The 15,909-nt window shown below is 45.1% G+C and carries 3 protein-coding genes, 4 tRNA genes and 7 rRNA genes; 2 read left to right on the forward strand and 12 right to left on the reverse strand.

Annotated elements, in window-relative coordinates; genetic code table 11:
- Positions 1-14: 14 nt before the first annotated feature.
- The 12 genes from nagA to AQ505_RS25625 all read right to left on the reverse strand — a co-directional run bounded on the left by nagA (position 15) and on the right by AQ505_RS25625 (position 13,471).
- Complete coding sequence (gene nagA, locus AQ505_RS25570) at positions 15-1,121, reverse strand: N-acetylglucosamine-6-phosphate deacetylase (protein ID WP_062550772.1); 1,107 nt, start codon at positions 1,119-1,121, stop codon at positions 15-17.
- 249 nt (positions 1,122-1,370) lie between these two features.
- A 5S ribosomal RNA gene (gene rrf, locus AQ505_RS25575) occupies positions 1,371-1,482 on the reverse strand.
- A gap of 146 nt (positions 1,483-1,628) precedes the next feature.
- Positions 1,629-4,507: ribosomal RNA gene (locus AQ505_RS25580) — 23S ribosomal RNA — on the reverse strand.
- A gap of 217 nt (positions 4,508-4,724) precedes the next feature.
- A tRNA-Ala gene (locus tag AQ505_RS25585) sits at positions 4,725-4,798 on the reverse strand.
- A 14-nt stretch (positions 4,799-4,812) separates the two neighbouring features.
- Positions 4,813-4,886 (reverse strand) — tRNA-Ile (locus AQ505_RS25590).
- Between the two features lie 176 nt (positions 4,887-5,062).
- Positions 5,063-6,584 (reverse strand): 16S ribosomal RNA (locus AQ505_RS25595).
- A 1,482-nt stretch (positions 6,585-8,066) separates the two neighbouring features.
- Positions 8,067-8,178 (reverse strand): 5S ribosomal RNA (gene rrf / locus AQ505_RS25600).
- 78 nt (positions 8,179-8,256) lie between these two features.
- Positions 8,257-8,368, reverse strand: a 5S ribosomal RNA gene (gene rrf / locus AQ505_RS25605).
- A 146-nt stretch (positions 8,369-8,514) separates the two neighbouring features.
- A 23S ribosomal RNA gene (locus tag AQ505_RS25610) occupies positions 8,515-11,394 on the reverse strand.
- 218 nt (positions 11,395-11,612) lie between these two features.
- A tRNA-Ala gene (locus AQ505_RS25615) sits at positions 11,613-11,686 on the reverse strand.
- 14 nt (positions 11,687-11,700) lie between these two features.
- Positions 11,701-11,774, reverse strand: a tRNA-Ile gene (locus AQ505_RS25620).
- A gap of 175 nt (positions 11,775-11,949) precedes the next feature.
- Positions 11,950-13,471, reverse strand: a 16S ribosomal RNA gene (locus AQ505_RS25625).
- The 16S, 23S and 5S rRNA genes sit together here with 4 tRNA genes alongside, the layout of an rRNA operon.
- Positions 13,472-14,267: 796 nt before the next feature.
- Here AQ505_RS25625 and queD point away from each other — a divergent pair.
- Together queD and AQ505_RS25635 are read left to right on the forward strand one after the other, a co-directional pair.
- Positions 14,268-14,621 (forward strand): 6-carboxytetrahydropterin synthase QueD, encoded by a 354-nt coding sequence (gene queD / locus AQ505_RS25630; protein WP_062550773.1) that lies wholly within the window; start codon positions 14,268-14,270, stop codon positions 14,619-14,621.
- A 49-nt stretch (positions 14,622-14,670) separates the two neighbouring features.
- Positions 14,671-15,645: a COX15/CtaA family protein gene (locus AQ505_RS25635; RefSeq protein WP_231634988.1), complete on the forward strand. Its 975-nt coding sequence runs from the start codon at positions 14,671-14,673 to the stop codon at positions 15,643-15,645.
- Positions 15,646-15,909: the final 264 nt, after the last annotated feature.

Consider the following 15,909-nt stretch of genomic DNA (forward strand, 5'->3'; position numbering starts at 1 on the left):
TAATTAATCATGGCTCAAATGTGCAAACCCTTTACAAAAACTTTCTTTAGCTGCAGCTCGGGAGATAAAAACAGTAAATCAGCATCGCTGCCTACATTTAAAGTCCCTTTTGTTTTTAAAATACCCATTAATAGTGCGGGATTTTTTGATGCAAGTTCTAAAGCTCCTTCTATTGGAATATCGCAATGTTTAACACAATTCTGAACCGCTTGTAAAAGGGTAATATTTGAGCCTGAAAGCGTACCTTCAGCAGTCACAAACTTGTCGCCCTGAAGTTCATGTTGATAAGGCCCTATTGCGCAAGCCGTTACTGCATCCGTAATTAAGAATAACCTATCTTTCATCGCTTTGTACGTCATTTTAACGACTTCAAGGTTCACATGACAGCCATCAGCAATGATACTAGCCATTGCAGTAGGATGATTCATTACTGCCACAGGCAGATTAGGAGCTCTGTGATGAATCGAAGGCATTGCATTGAACAAATGCGTGGTTGTCTTAAAACCACTGTTATAAGCCGTTGTAGCCTGATCAAAATCAGCATCACTATGCCCTAGGGACAATATGATTCCCTGATCAACTAAATAACGGATTACCTCCTCGTCCTGCAACTCTGCGGCTATAGTCATCATTTTAACTGTACCATCCGCATAGTCCAGCAGTTTCTTTACCTCATCCAGGCTTGCTTTATAGATGTATTCTGCTATATGTGCTCCCCTACGTTTGGGATTGATATAAGGTCCTTCCAGATGAAGTCCTAAAAACCCTTTAGCTTCGCTACGATAAACTTTTGCTGCATCCAGGCATTGATAGACGATTTCGGGACTATTTGTTGCCACACAAGCTAAAAAGCTAGTTGTTCCTTTAGATATTAGATCTTCATCCATCTGTTTTAACGTTTCAGCCGTGGGATATGCGGAAAAGAGATTTCCGCCACTACCATAAATCTGAAGGTCAATAAAAGCAGGAGAGACATAGTCTCCGGCTGCATCTATAATTTCATAGTCAGCTGGAACAGCTTCATTAGAGATTCGACTAATCTTTCCATTTTCAATAAAAATGGTTTGACCTTTTAGGAGTGGGCTGTCACTAAAAAACTGACTATTGGTTATCGCAATCATAATTAGATGTATTTAAGATATCCAAATATAAGCGAGTCCTTCAGATATCACTAGCTAATTGAGAAAAGAAGATGTATATTAAATTTTATCTCAAATAGGTCATAATGACGTAACATTGATCTAAGCCAAGAAAAACATGGTAGCTGCTAATATAGCTTAAGAGCAACGCTGCCTACTCGGAACCTTCATCAACAGAAAAAAAGGCGGTATACAAGAAAAGCCTGTAGTTTCCTACAGGCTTCCTTTAAGATTTGGCACCGACCTACTCTCCCACGTGTTACCGCAGTACCATCGGCTCTGGCGGGCTTGACTTCTCTGTTCGGAATGGGAAGAGGTAGACACCGCCGATATAGGCACCTAAATATTTTTATTGTTTGCTTTTCCGTATCAGGTATCCTTAGCAAAAGCTATCGGTATTCCCCTATACACGAACCATATTCTATGGCCCACAAACAGTGACATATTATTGAAAGAAGTTATTATGAAGAACAAACAACAGTTTATTGCTCTTGAAAGCTTCGGATGATTAGTATTACTCGACTTTGATGTCACCACCTTTACATCTGTAACCTATCAACGTAGTAGTCTGCTACGGTCCTATATGGAATTCTCATCTCGTGGCTAGTTTCGCACTTAGATGCTTTCAGCGCTTATCTATTCCCAACGTAGCTACTCTGCAATGCCCCTGGCGGAACAACAGATTCACTAGAGGTTAGTCCAACCCGGTCCTCTCGTACTAAGGTCAGCCCCACTCAAAATTCCTACGCCCACAACAGATAGGGACCGAACTGTCTCGCGACGTTCTGAACCCAGCTCGCGTGCCACTTTAATCGGCGAACAGCCGAACCCTTGGGACCTTCTCCAGCCCCAGGATGTGACGAGCCGACATCGAGGTGCCAAACCTCCCCGTCGATATGAGCTCTTGGGGGAGATCAGCCTGTTATCCCCAGCGTACCTTTTATCCTTTGAGCGATGGCCCTTCCATGCAGAACCACCGGATCACTATATCCGTCTTTCGACCCTGCTCGGCTTGTCTGCCTCACAGTCAAGCAAGCTTATGCTATTGCACTCCTCATACGGTTACCAAGCGTATTGAGCTTACCTTTGAAAGCCTCCGTTACCTTTTTGGAGGCGACCACCCCAGTCAAACTACCCATCAAACAATGTCCCCCCGAAAGGGGTTAGACACCGAATACAAAAAGGGTGGTATTTCAACGTTGACTCCACAACACCTAGCGATGCCGCTTCACAGTCTCCCACCTATCCTACACATCTTGTATCCAATGTCAATGTTAAATTGTAGTGAAGGTGCATGGGGTCTTTCCGTCCCGTTGCGGGTACCCGGCGTCTTCACCGGGACCACAATTTCACCGAGCTCATGGCTGAGACAGCGCCCAGATCGTTACACCATTCGTGCAGGTCGGAACTTACCCGACAAGGAATTTCGCTACCTTAGGACCGTTATAGTTACGGCCGCCGTTTACTGGGGCTTCGATTCAATGCTTCTCCTTTAACAGATGACATCCCCTCTTAACCTTCCAGCACCGGGCAGGTGTCAGGCCTTATACTTCATCTTTCGATTTTGCAAAGCCATGTGTTTTTGTTAAACAGTCGCCTGGGCCTTTTCACTGCGGCTGATATTGCTACCAGCGCCCCTTCTCCCGAAGTTACAGGGCCATTTTGCCGAGTTCCTTAGCCATGATTCACTCGAGCACCTTAGAATTCTCTTCCCGGATACCTGTGTCGGTTTGCGGTACGGGTTTTTATAACCTGAAGCTTAGCGGTTTTTCTTGGAAGTCTGATTACCTGCGCTATCTACGCCCCCGAAGGTTTGCAGTACTATCGGGTTTCAGCTAGGTCTGCGGATTTGCCTACAGTCCTAATACCTACGCCCTTTAACGATCTATTCCGTCAGATCGCGGCAGTGTCACTACTCCGTCCCCACATCGCAGTTATAAAAAGTACTGGAATATTAACCAGTTGTCCATCGAATTTCCCCTTCGGGTTCTCCTTAGGCCCCGACTAACCCTGATCCGATTAGCGTTGATCAGGAAACCTTATCCTTTCGGTGGGCGGGTTTCTCTCCCGCCTTATCGTTACTTATGCCTACATTTGCTTTTCCAGAAGCTCCACCACAACTTACGTCATAACTTCGCTGCCGCTGGAATGCTCCCCTACCGTAATATTAATATTACCCATAGCTTCGGTGTATAGTTTAATGCCCGTTTATTATCCATGCCCGATCGCTCGACTAGTGAGCTGTTACGCACTCTTTAAATGAATGGCTGCTTCCAAGCCAACATCCTAGCTGTCTATGCAATCGGACCTCGTTAGTTCAACTTAACTATAACTTGGGGACCTTAGCTGATGGTCTGGGTTCTTTCCCTCTCGGCCCGTGACCTTAGCACCCCGGGCCTCACTGCAGTGTATATTATATAGCATTCGGAGTTTGTCTGGATTTGGTAGGATTTGACTCCCCCGCACCCAATCAGTAGCTCTACCTCTATATAACTTAACCACCACGCTGTTCCTAAAAACATTTCGGGGAGTACGAGCTATTTCCCAGTTTGATTAGCCTTTCACCCCTACCCACAGATCATCCGGAAACTTTTCAACGTTTATCGGTTCGGTCCTCCAGTACGTGTTACCGCACCTTCAACCTGTCCATGGGTAGATCACAAGGTTTCGCGTCTACCTCCCCTGACTATACGCCCTATTCAGACTCGCTTTCGCTGCGGCTGCGTGTCTTAAACACTTAACCTTGCCAGAGAAGAGTAACTCGTAGGCTCATTATGCAAAAGGCACGCCGTCACGCCACCTGGACGCTCCGACCGCTTGTAAGCACACAGTTTCAGGTTCTATTTCACTCCCCTGTTCGGGGTTCTTTTCACCTTTCCCTCACGGTACTGGTTCACTATCGGTCTCTCAGGAGTATTTAGCCTTACCGGATGGTGCCGGCAGATTCCCACAAGGCGTCTCCGACCTCGCGGTACTCAGGATACTACTAGACTAATGTTACTTACGTGTACGAGGCTCTCACTCTATATTGCCAGGCTTCCCATCCTGTTCCACTTCATTTCATTAATGCCATATCGTAGTCCTACAACCCCAGCTATGCCGTAACATAACTGGTTTGGGCTCTTTCCCGTTCGCTCGCCACTACTTAGGAAATCATTATTATTTTCTCTTCCTCTGCTTACTTAGATGTTTCAGTTCGGCAGGTTTGCGTACATTGTACGACTAGTCTTCAACTAGCCAGGTTTCCCCATTCGGAAATCTCCGGATTAATTCATATTTGCTAATACCCGAAGCTTATCGCAGCTTATCACGTCCTTCATCGCCTCTGAGAGCCAAGGCATCCCCTGTGTGCTCTTATTTACTTTCTTCTCTCCATAGCCTTTTGCGCCTATGGAAATGCTTTTTTGATTGTCGTTATCTTCTTAGTTTGTCGTAATTGCTTACTTCATCCCTCCAAGCTAACAACGTCTCTATTGTTGTTTGCTCTTCTTTATTAACTTCTTCCAATATGTCAAAGAACTTTAGTTCCCCTAATTGCCTACTGGCAACTATATTTATGGCCTCTCGTATTTAGACCGGGTAATGTGGAGAATAACGGAGTCGAACCGTTGACCTCCTGCGTGCAAGGCAGGCGCTCTAGCCAGCTGAGCTAATCCCCCTTAGAGTATATATGTAGTCCCGAGCAGATTTGAACTGCTGACCCCTACATTATCAGTGTAGTGCTCTAACCAACTGAGCTACGGGACTAGGTTAAATTCAGCTTCGGTAATTGTTCTGAGGTGTCTCATTCACAATCCCTGTAGCCTCATCCACTCCCTCGCTTAGTCAGAAACACTTTATGATGCTTCATTCTATGGGTTTTTCTTTTGAGATTTTATTGTCATTTATATCATTTACGTAGCGAGTAGTCTGAACTACTCCAGAAAGGAGGTATTCCAGCCGCACCTTCCGGTACGGCTACCTTGTTACGACTTAGCCCCAGTTATCGGTTTTACCCTAGGACGCTCCTTGCGGTTACATACTTTAGGTACCCCCAACTTCCATGGCTTGACGGGCGGTGTGTACAAGGCCCGGGAACGTATTCACCGCGTCATTGCTGATACGCGATTACTAGCGAATCCAACTTCAAGAGGTCGAGTTGCAGACCTCTATCCGAACTGTGAATGGCTTTTTGAGATTTGCTTGCTGTTGCCAGCTTGCTGCCCTCTGTACCATCCATTGTAGCACGTGTGTAGCCCCGGACGTAAGGGCCATGATGACTTGACGTCGTCCCCTCCTTCCTCTCTGTTTGCACAGGCAGTCTGTTTAGAGTCCCCACCTTAACGTGCTGGCAACTAAACATAGGGGTTGCGCTCGTTGCGGGACTTAACCCAACACCTCACGGCACGAGCTGACGACAGCCATGCAGCACCTAGTTTCGTGTGATTGCTCACTCATCTATCTCTAAATGATTCACTAACTTTCAAGCCCGGGTAAGGTTCCTCGCGTATCATCGAATTAAACCACATGCTCCTCCGCTTGTGCGGGCCCCCGTCAATTCCTTTGAGTTTCAATCTTGCGACCGTACTCCCCAGGTGGAATACTTAACGCTTTCGCTTAGCCGCTAACTGTGTATCGCTAACAGCGAGTATTCATCGTTTAGGGCGTGGACTACCAGGGTATCTAATCCTGTTTGATCCCCACGCTTTCGTGCCTCAGCGTCAATAACACCATAGTAAGCTGCCTTCGCAATCGGTGTTCTGTGACATATCTATGCATTTCACCGCTACTTGTCACATTCCGCCTACCTCTAGTGTATTCAAGCTCATCAGTATCAAGGGCACTGCGATGGTTGAGCCACCGTCTTTCACCCCTGACTTAATAAGCCGCCTACGCACCCTTTAAACCCAATAAATCCGGATAACGCTTGGATCCTCCGTATTACCGCGGCTGCTGGCACGGAGTTAGCCGATCCTTATTCCTTCGGTACATTCAGCTACTTACACGTAAGTAGGTTTATTCCCGAATAAAAGCAGTTTACGACCCAGAGGGCTGTCTTCCTGCACGCGGCATGGCTGGTTCAGAGTTGCCTCCATTGACCAATATTCCTTACTGCTGCCTCCCGTAGGAGTCTGGTCCGTGTCTCAGTACCAGTGTGGGGGGTCATCCTCTCAGATCCCCTAGTCATCGTGGTCTTGGTGAGCCGTTACCTCGCCAACTAACTAATGACACGCATGCCCATCTCAATCCTATAAATATTTGATCATTAGATAATGCTATCCTGTGATTTTATGCGGTGTTAATCCGAATTTCTTCGGGCTATCCCCCTGATTGAGGTAGGTTGCATACGCGTTACGCACCCGTGCGCCACTTTCCCGAGAAGCAAGCCTCTCGGTATCGTTCGACTTGCATGTATTAGGCCTGCCGCTAGCGTTCATCCTGAGCCAGGATCAAACTCTCCATTGTAAAATGTTGTGTTTGAACGCTGACCATTCTTAACTTGTTAATAATAGTCTTTATTCTTTTTTGTATTGTCTGTCAGTTTCTGACTCGAAATAATAGCTTTGGTTTTCATGTACTTTGAAACTGTACTATCTGTACCTCGCTACGTTTATAAATGACATCTCTTTAATGAACTTCTCGAATCACCTCGCGGATCTTCTTTATATGTTGCAATCGAATTTCGATTGTTTCAGTCTTTTTGTTTTGTTATCAAACTCCGTTTGGTAACCCCCGTTTTTGTTCGGACTGCAAAGGTAGAAATCTTTTTGTTATTGTCAAGCTTTATTTGAAAATAAATCTTTTTGTTTTTCTGGTGGTTAAACCGGCAAAACCGACTTTAACAAACTCCTGCTGCAATCTTTCAAAATCTTCTCTCTGTATCTCTTTCACTCAAACCCTTCCTCCGAAGCGGGATGCAAAAGTAGGAAAATTAACCGGCTCTGCAAACATTAATTTTAAAATAATCGGTTTAGGATCGATTATGAAGGGTTTTCAATATGCGCATTCGCAGCAGTAGTCCCCAACTCCCTGTACATTAGACGTATTCTATAGATATCGCTGTTTGAAATAATTGAAACTAATTTGAAGCCATTGCGGCAATAAGGTATGATTCGGATTAAAATCCACAGAACAGATGCGCTCTTAACCTAGGAATGATCAGTAAAAACGTCATCTTTTGTGGTAAGCCCCAGAAAAATTGATGGGATTAACCTCAAAACTGAAATGCCAGCTGCAAAAATCCCTGTTTCAAAATAAAGTTTAAACTTTCCAGCGCTACATACGGGCAGATCCTGACCTCCCAGAGAGACAGCAGACTATAAACAGATGAATCGACCCAGACTTATAGTATACAACTCGCTTTATAATCATTGATATCATGGGAGCTGATCAGCTCTCCGGTAATGATGAATGATGAGCATACGGTAATCGTTTTTTGTGGTTCAGTTATCCGGTGCTTGACCGCCTCTTTAAACAACAAGTTTGGCCAGCAATCATGGAAGAATAGTAAGTACAGGAAATAAATGCATTTAAAATCCTTATAATTAGTCTGTGCATTAAGAGCTGCTGTATGCTGTAATACGTTTTTCAAATACAAGAAAAGGCAGTTTAAGCAAATATGATAGATAATTTAGCTAGGCAACCAGCAGTAAGAGATGAAACCCAATTTCAGGATCCCTTGCTGACAAGCTATGTTCAGGTACAACATTTCCTGCTCATGCATTCAAATCTAAGCTATCAGGACGCCAATCCAGCAGCAGCGCCCATTCCTGCATGAGTCCTGGTTTCAATAAGAGATCAAAATTTAAAAAACATAGACCAGCTCAATACCTCAGCAGGGTCCAGCCCAGGGGAAACTAAACTTAGGAAAGCACAGATGGTATGCTCCCAATAAAAAATCCCTGTAAACAAGAAAAGCCTGCAGTTTCCTACAGGCTTTCTTTTAAGATTTGGCACCGACCTACTCTCCCACGTGTTACCGCAGTACCATCGGCTCTGGTGGGCTTGACTGCTCTGTTCGGAATGGGAAGAGGTAGACACCACCGATATAGGCACCTAAATATTTTTAATACTTTAATTAGAGTTCTTTGTTATGTGTAAAAGAAAAGCCTGTAGTTTCCTACAGGCTTCCTTTAAGATTTGGCACCGACCTACTCTCCCACGTGTTACCGCAGTACCATCGGCTCTGGCGGGCTTGACTTCTCTGTTCGGAATGGGAAGAGGTAGACACCGCCGATATAGGCACCTAAATATTTTTATTGTTTGCTTTTCCGTATCAGGTATCCTTAGCAAAAGCTATCGGTATTCCCATATACACGAACCATATCCTATGGCCCACAAACAGTGACATATTATTGAAAGAAGTTATTATGAAGAACAAACAACAGTTTATTGCTCTTGAAAGCTTCGGATGATTAGTATTACTCGACTTTGATGTCACCACCTTTACATCTGTAACCTATCAACGTAGTAGTCTGCTACGGTCCTATATGGAATTCTCATCTCGTGGCTAGTTTCGCACTTAGATGCTTTCAGCGCTTATCTATTCCCAACGTAGCTACTCTGCAATGCCCCTGGCGGAACAACAGATTCACTAGAGGTTAGTCCAACCCGGTCCTCTCGTACTAAGGTCAGCCCCACTCAAAATTCCTACGCCCACAACAGATAGGGACCGAACTGTCTCGCGACGTTCTGAACCCAGCTCGCGTGCCACTTTAATCGGCGAACAGCCGAACCCTTGGGACCTTCTCCAGCCCCAGGATGTGACGAGCCGACATCGAGGTGCCAAACCTCCCCGTCGATATGAGCTCTTGGGGGAGATCAGCCTGTTATCCCCAGCGTACCTTTTATCCTTTGAGCGATGGCCCTTCCATGCAGAACCACCGGATCACTATATCCGTCTTTCGACCCTGCTCGGCTTGTCTGCCTCACAGTCAAGCAAGCTTATGCTATTGCACTCCTCATACGGTTACCAAGCGTATTGAGCTTACCTTTGAAAGCCTCCGTTACCTTTTTGGAGGCGACCACCCCAGTCAAACTACCCATCAAACAATGTCCCCCCGAAAGGGGTTAGACACCGAATACAAAAAGGGTGGTATTTCAACGTTGACTCCACAACACCTAGCGATGCCGCTTCACAGTCTCCCACCTATCCTACACATCTTGTATCCAATGTCAATGTTAAATTGTAGTGAAGGTGCATGGGGTCTTTCCGTCCCGTTGCGGGTACCCGGCGTCTTCACCGGGACCACAATTTCACCGAGCTCATGGCTGAGACAGCGCCCAGATCGTTACACCATTCGTGCAGGTCGGAACTTACCCGACAAGGAATTTCGCTACCTTAGGACCGTTATAGTTACGGCCGCCGTTTACTGGGGCTTCGATTCAATGCTTCTCCTTTAACAGATGACATCCCCTCTTAACCTTCCAGCACCGGGCAGGTGTCAGGCCTTATACTTCATCTTTCGATTTTGCAAAGCCATGTGTTTTTGTTAAACAGTCGCCTGGGCCTTTTCACTGCGGCTGATATTGCTACCAGCGCCCCTTCTCCCGAAGTTACAGGGCCATTTTGCCGAGTTCCTTAGCCATGATTCACTCGAGCACCTTAGAATTCTCTTCCCGGATACCTGTGTCGGTTTGCGGTACGGGTTTTTATAACCTGAAGCTTAGCGGTTTTTCTTGGAAGTCTGATTACCTGCGCTATCTACGCCCCCGAAGGTTTGCAGTACTATCGGGTTTCAGCTAGGTCTGCGGATTTGCCTACAGTCCTAATACCTACGCCCTTTAACGATCTATTCCGTCAGATCGCGGCAGTGTCACTACTCCGTCCCCACATCGCAGTTATAAAAAGTACTGGAATATTAACCAGTTGTCCATCGAATTTCCCCTTCGGGTTCTCCTTAGGCCCCGACTAACCCTGATCCGATTAGCGTTGATCAGGAAACCTTATCCTTTCGGTGGGCGGGTTTCTCTCCCGCCTTATCGTTACTTATGCCTACATTTGCTTTTCCAGAAGCTCCACCACAACTTACGTCATAACTTCGCTGCCGCTGGAATGCTCCCCTACCGTAATATTTAATATTACCCATAGCTTCGGTGTATAGTTTAATGCCCGTTTATTATCCATGCCCGATCGCTCGACTAGTGAGCTGTTACGCACTCTTTAAATGAATGGCTGCTTCCAAGCCAACATCCTAGCTGTCTATGCAATCGGACCTCGTTAGTTCAACTTAACTATAACTTGGGGACCTTAGCTGATGGTCTGGGTTCTTTCCCTCTCGGCCCGTGACCTTAGCACCCCGGGCCTCACTGCAGTGTATATTATATAGCATTCGGAGTTTGTCTGGATTTGGTAGGATTTGACTCCCCCGCACCCAATCAGTAGCTCTACCTCTATATAACTTAACCACCACGCTGTTCCTAAAAACATTTCGGGGAGTACGAGCTATTTCCCAGTTTGATTAGCCTTTCACCCCTACCCACAGATCATCCGGAAACTTTTCAACGTTTATCGGTTCGGTCCTCCAGTACGTGTTACCGCACCTTCAACCTGTCCATGGGTAGATCACAAGGTTTCGCGTCTACCTCCCCTGACTATACGCCCTATTCAGACTCGCTTTCGCTGCGGCTGCGTGTCTTAAACACTTAACCTTGCCAGAGAAGAGTAACTCGTAGGCTCATTATGCAAAAGGCACGCCGTCACGCCACCTGGACGCTCCGACCGCTTGTAAGCACACAGTTTCAGGTTCTATTTCACTCCCCTGTTCGGGGTTCTTTTCACCTTTCCCTCACGGTACTGGTTCACTATCGGTCTCTCAGGAGTATTTAGCCTTACCGGATGGTGCCGGCAGATTCCCACAAGGCGTCTCCGACCTCGCGGTACTCAGGATACTACTAGACTAATGTTACTTACGTGTACGAGGCTCTCACTCTATATTGCCAGGCTTCCCATCCTGTTCCACTTCATTTCATTAATGCCATATCGTAGTCCTACAACCCCAGCTATGCCGTAACATAACTGGTTTGGGCTCTTTCCCGTTCGCTCGCCACTACTTAGGAAATCATTATTATTTTCTCTTCCTCTGCTTACTTAGATGTTTCAGTTCGGCAGGTTTGCGTACATTGTACGACTAGTCTTCAACTAGCCAGGTTTCCCCATTCGGAAATCTCCGGATTAATTCATATTTGCTAATACCCGAAGCTTATCGCAGCTTATCACGTCCTTCATCGCCTCTGAGAGCCAAGGCATCCCCTGTGTGCTCTTATTTACTTTCTTCTCTCCATAGCCTTTTGCGCCTATGGAAATGCTTTTTTTGATTGTCGTTATCTTATCGGTTTGTCGTAATTACTTACTCTATCCCTAAAAGCTAACAACGTCTCTATTGTTGTTTGCTCTTCTTTATTAACTTCTTCCAATATGTCAAAGAACTTTAGTTCCCCTAATTGCCTACTGGCAACTATATTTATGGCCTCTCGTATTTAGACCGGGTAATGTGGAGAATAACGGAGTCGAACCGTTGACCTCCTGCGTGCAAGGCAGGCGCTCTAGCCAGCTGAGCTAATCCCCCTTAGAATATATTTGTAGTCCCGAGCAGATTTGAACTGCTGACCCCTACATTATCAGTGTAGTGCTCTAACCAACTGAGCTACGGGACTAGGTTAAATTCAGCTTCGGTAATTGTTCTGAGGTGTCTCATTCACAATCCCTGTAGCCTCATCCACTCCCTCGCTTAGTCAGAAACACTTATGATGCTTCATTCTATGGGTTTTTCTTTTGAGATTTTATTGTCATTTATATCATTTACGTAGCGAGTAGTCTGAACTACTCCAGAAAGGAGGTATTCCAGCCGCACCTTCCGGTACGGCTACCTTGTTACGACTTAGCCCCAGTTATCGGTTTTACCCTAGGACGCTCCTTGCGGTTACATACTTTAGGTACCCCCAACTTCCATGGCTTGACGGGCGGTGTGTACAAGGCCCGGGAACGTATTCACCGCGTCATTGCTGATACGCGATTACTAGCGAATCCAACTTCAAGAGGTCGAGTTGCAGACCTCTATCCGAACTGTGAATGGCTTTTTGAGATTTGCTTGCTGTTGCCAGCTTGCTGCCCTCTGTACCATCCATTGTAGCACGTGTGTAGCCCCGGACGTAAGGGCCATGATGACTTGACGTCGTCCCCTCCTTCCTCTCTGTTTGCACAGGCAGTCTGTTTAGAGTCCCCACCTTAACGTGCTGGCAACTAAACATAGGGGTTGCGCTCGTTGCGGGACTTAACCCAACACCTCACGGCACGAGCTGACGACAGCCATGCAGCACCTAGTTTCGTGTGATTGCTCACTCATCTATCTCTAAATGATTCACTAACTTTCAAGCCCGGGTAAGGTTCCTCGCGTATCATCGAATTAAACCACATGCTCCTCCGCTTGTGCGGGCCCCCGTCAATTCCTTTGAGTTTCAATCTTGCGACCGTACTCCCCAGGTGGAATACTTAACGCTTTCGCTTAGCCGCTAACTGTGTATCGCTAACAGCGAGTATTCATCGTTTAGGGCGTGGACTACCAGGGTATCTAATCCTGTTTGATCCCCACGCTTTCGTGCCTCAGCGTCAATAACACCATAGTAAGCTGCCTTCGCAATCGGTGTTCTGTGACATATCTATGCATTTCACCGCTACTTGTCACATTCCGCCTACCTCTAGTGTATTCAAGCTCATCAGTATCAAGGGCACTGCGATGGTTGAGCCACCGTCTTTCACCCCTGACTTAATAAGCCGCCTACGCACCCTTTAAACCCAATAAATCCGGATAACGCTTGGATCCTCCGTATTACCGCGGCTGCTGGCACGGAGTTAGCCGATCCTTATTCCTTCGGTACATTCAGCTACTTACACGTAAGTAGGTTTATTCCCGAATAAAAGCAGTTTACGACCCAGAGGGCTGTCTTCCTGCACGCGGCATGGCTGGTTCAGAGTTGCCTCCATTGACCAATATTCCTTACTGCTGCCTCCCGTAGGAGTCTGGTCCGTGTCTCAGTACCAGTGTGGGGGGTCATCCTCTCAGATCCCCTAGTCATCGTGGTCTTGGTGAGCCGTTACCTCGCCAACTAACTAATGACACGCATGCCCATCTCAATCCTATAAATATTTGATCATTAGATAATGCTATCCTGTGATTTTATGCGGTGTTAATCCGAATTTCTTCGGGCTATCCCCCTGATTGAGGTAGGTTGCATACGCGTTACGCACCCGTGCGCCACTTTCCCGAGAAGCAAGCCTCTCGGTATCGTTCGACTTGCATGTATTAGGCCTGCCGCTAGCGTTCATCCTGAGCCAGGATCAAACTCTCCATTGTAAAATGTTGTGTTTGAACGCTGACCATTCTTAACTTGTTAATAATAGTCTTTATTCTTTTTTGTATTGTCTGTCAGTTTCTGACTCGAAATAATAGCTTTGGTTTTCATGTACTTTGAAACTGTACTATCTGTACCTCGCTACGTTTATAAATGACATCTCTTTAATGAACTTCTCGAATCACCTCGCGGATCTTCTTTATATGTTGCAATCGAATTTCGATTGTTTCAGTCTTTTTGTTTTGTTATCAAACTCCGTTTGGTAACCCCCGTTTTTGTTGGGACTGCAAAGGTAGAAATCTTTTTGTTATTGTCAAGCTTTATTTGAAAATAAATCTTTTTGTTTTTCTGGTGGTTAAACCGGCAAAACCGACTTTAACAAACTCCTACTGCAATCTTTCAAAATCTTCTCTCTGTATCTCTTTCACTCAAATCCTTCCTCCGAAGCGGGATGCAAAAGTAGGAAAATTAACCGGCTCTGCAAACAATATTACCCTTATAATTGTATCGCATCTCTAACTACATGAACCATAGCCTTAAAATCGACAAAACATCAGGAAAAAAAACGTCTTAATAGGGTTCGTTAACATACGTTGGTAGGAATAACCCCAAACACTACAATTGTCAGCTGCACTTGACCGCTTAACCAGAAGAGTAATTGTGCTATTCAGCCCCAAGAATTGTTTTCAGCGATAAGTAATATTAAACTACTGATGAATCTCAAATTTCCATCAAATATGATCGCCATCATTTCTCAACCGAGCAGCAAAGTAGAAATTTGGACATTATTCATTTGACATGATCATCTACAAGACCTTCAGTTTTGACTCAGCGCATTACTTGCCTAATGTGCCTGCAGACCATAAATGCGGTGGTATGCATGGCCACACCTATACAGTTAAAGTATTTCTTTCTGGAGAGCCAGGTTTAGAAACTGGCTGGATCCTCGATTATACCGACCTAAAAAACGGCATTCGTCCAATTGTCAGTTTACTCGATCATAAACTTCTGAATGAAATCCCCGGATTAGAAAACCCCACTGCCGAAAGACTCAGCATCTGGCTGTGGCATAAGATTAAACCTATATTTCCAGAGTTGTCCAGAATAGAGCTGAATGAAACACCAGGAACAGGAGTGATTTATGAGGGCTAAGCACAACCAGGCCATTGCCATCTGGCTATATTTTGGTGCTTTTTGTATAATGATTCAGATATTACTAGGTGGAATCACCAGACTGAGTGGATCCGGCCTGTCCATTACAGAATGGAACCCATTAATGGGTTTTCTTCCTCCATTAAATGAGCTGGAATGGCAGCACAGCTTTGATCAATACAAAAAGATTGCGCAATTTCAGTTGCTGAACGCACACTTTTCACTAGAGGATTATAAATCAATATTTTTCTGGGAGTGGTTTCACCGAAATTGGGCACGGTTTATTGGCATCGCCTTCCTATTGCCCTTTATCTATTTTATCATCAAAGGCAAAATAGAACGCAAGCTCATTTTACCTATTTTCGTTCTCTTTTTATTGGGCTTACTGCAAGCGATAATTGGCTGGCTGATGGTAAAAAGTGGATTAAACGATACCGATATAAGTGTCAGCCATATTAGGTTGGCCATCCACTTCATTTCTGCAATCATTTTATTGGGCTATACCTTATGGCTGGCTTTTAAATTAAGTCTCGATCATTTGAAAATGCGGCATCGTTTACAATTTTCAAGATTAAACAGCCTGATTCTGGTCTTACTTTTCATTCAGCTAATTTACGGAGCGCTGATGGCGGGAAGTCATGCGGCACTTGCAGCGCCTACCTGGCCTGATATGAATGGAGCTATTGTTCCGGAAAATATATTATTGCAGATTTTTTCTATATATCAGCTGACAGAAAACTTATTGACCATTCAGCTTGTACATCGTTTTCTGGCTTATATGATCTGTTTATTGATTATTCTGCTTTATGTTCGCAGCTCTTCCTGGAAAATCAACAAGCATTTATCCTATATCAGGACTATTCCAATGTTATTGGTAGCGATACAGGTCATCTCAGGAGTTACAGCATTACTTCATAGCGTTAATAGCGATTACAAAACCTACGCACTTTTTCATCAGTTCATAGGAATGCTTTTAACGATTTCGCTATTGCTGCTGCTTTTCCTCAATCAAAAGAAAACGTAATTCATCACAAAACAACTGACCTTACAAAACAAGTACCATAGGAAATAGGAATTATCAAAAATAAAAGGTGAAACTAAAAGCAGTTCAGAAAAAAAATGACCATAAATGGAGGAGGGAAGATCAAGAGCAAAAGAGAGCAGGTCTTACCGATTTTTCAAACAAAACAACCTGAATAGAAAGCTGTATTAAAAACGCAAAACACCTAAAACCGCATAAAAAAACAGGATGCCTTTTGGACACCCTGTTTTTTTTTATGATTAAAAA

Source organism: Pedobacter sp. PACM 27299, from assembly GCF_001412655.1.
Taxonomy (GTDB): domain Bacteria; phylum Bacteroidota; class Bacteroidia; order Sphingobacteriales; family Sphingobacteriaceae; genus Pedobacter.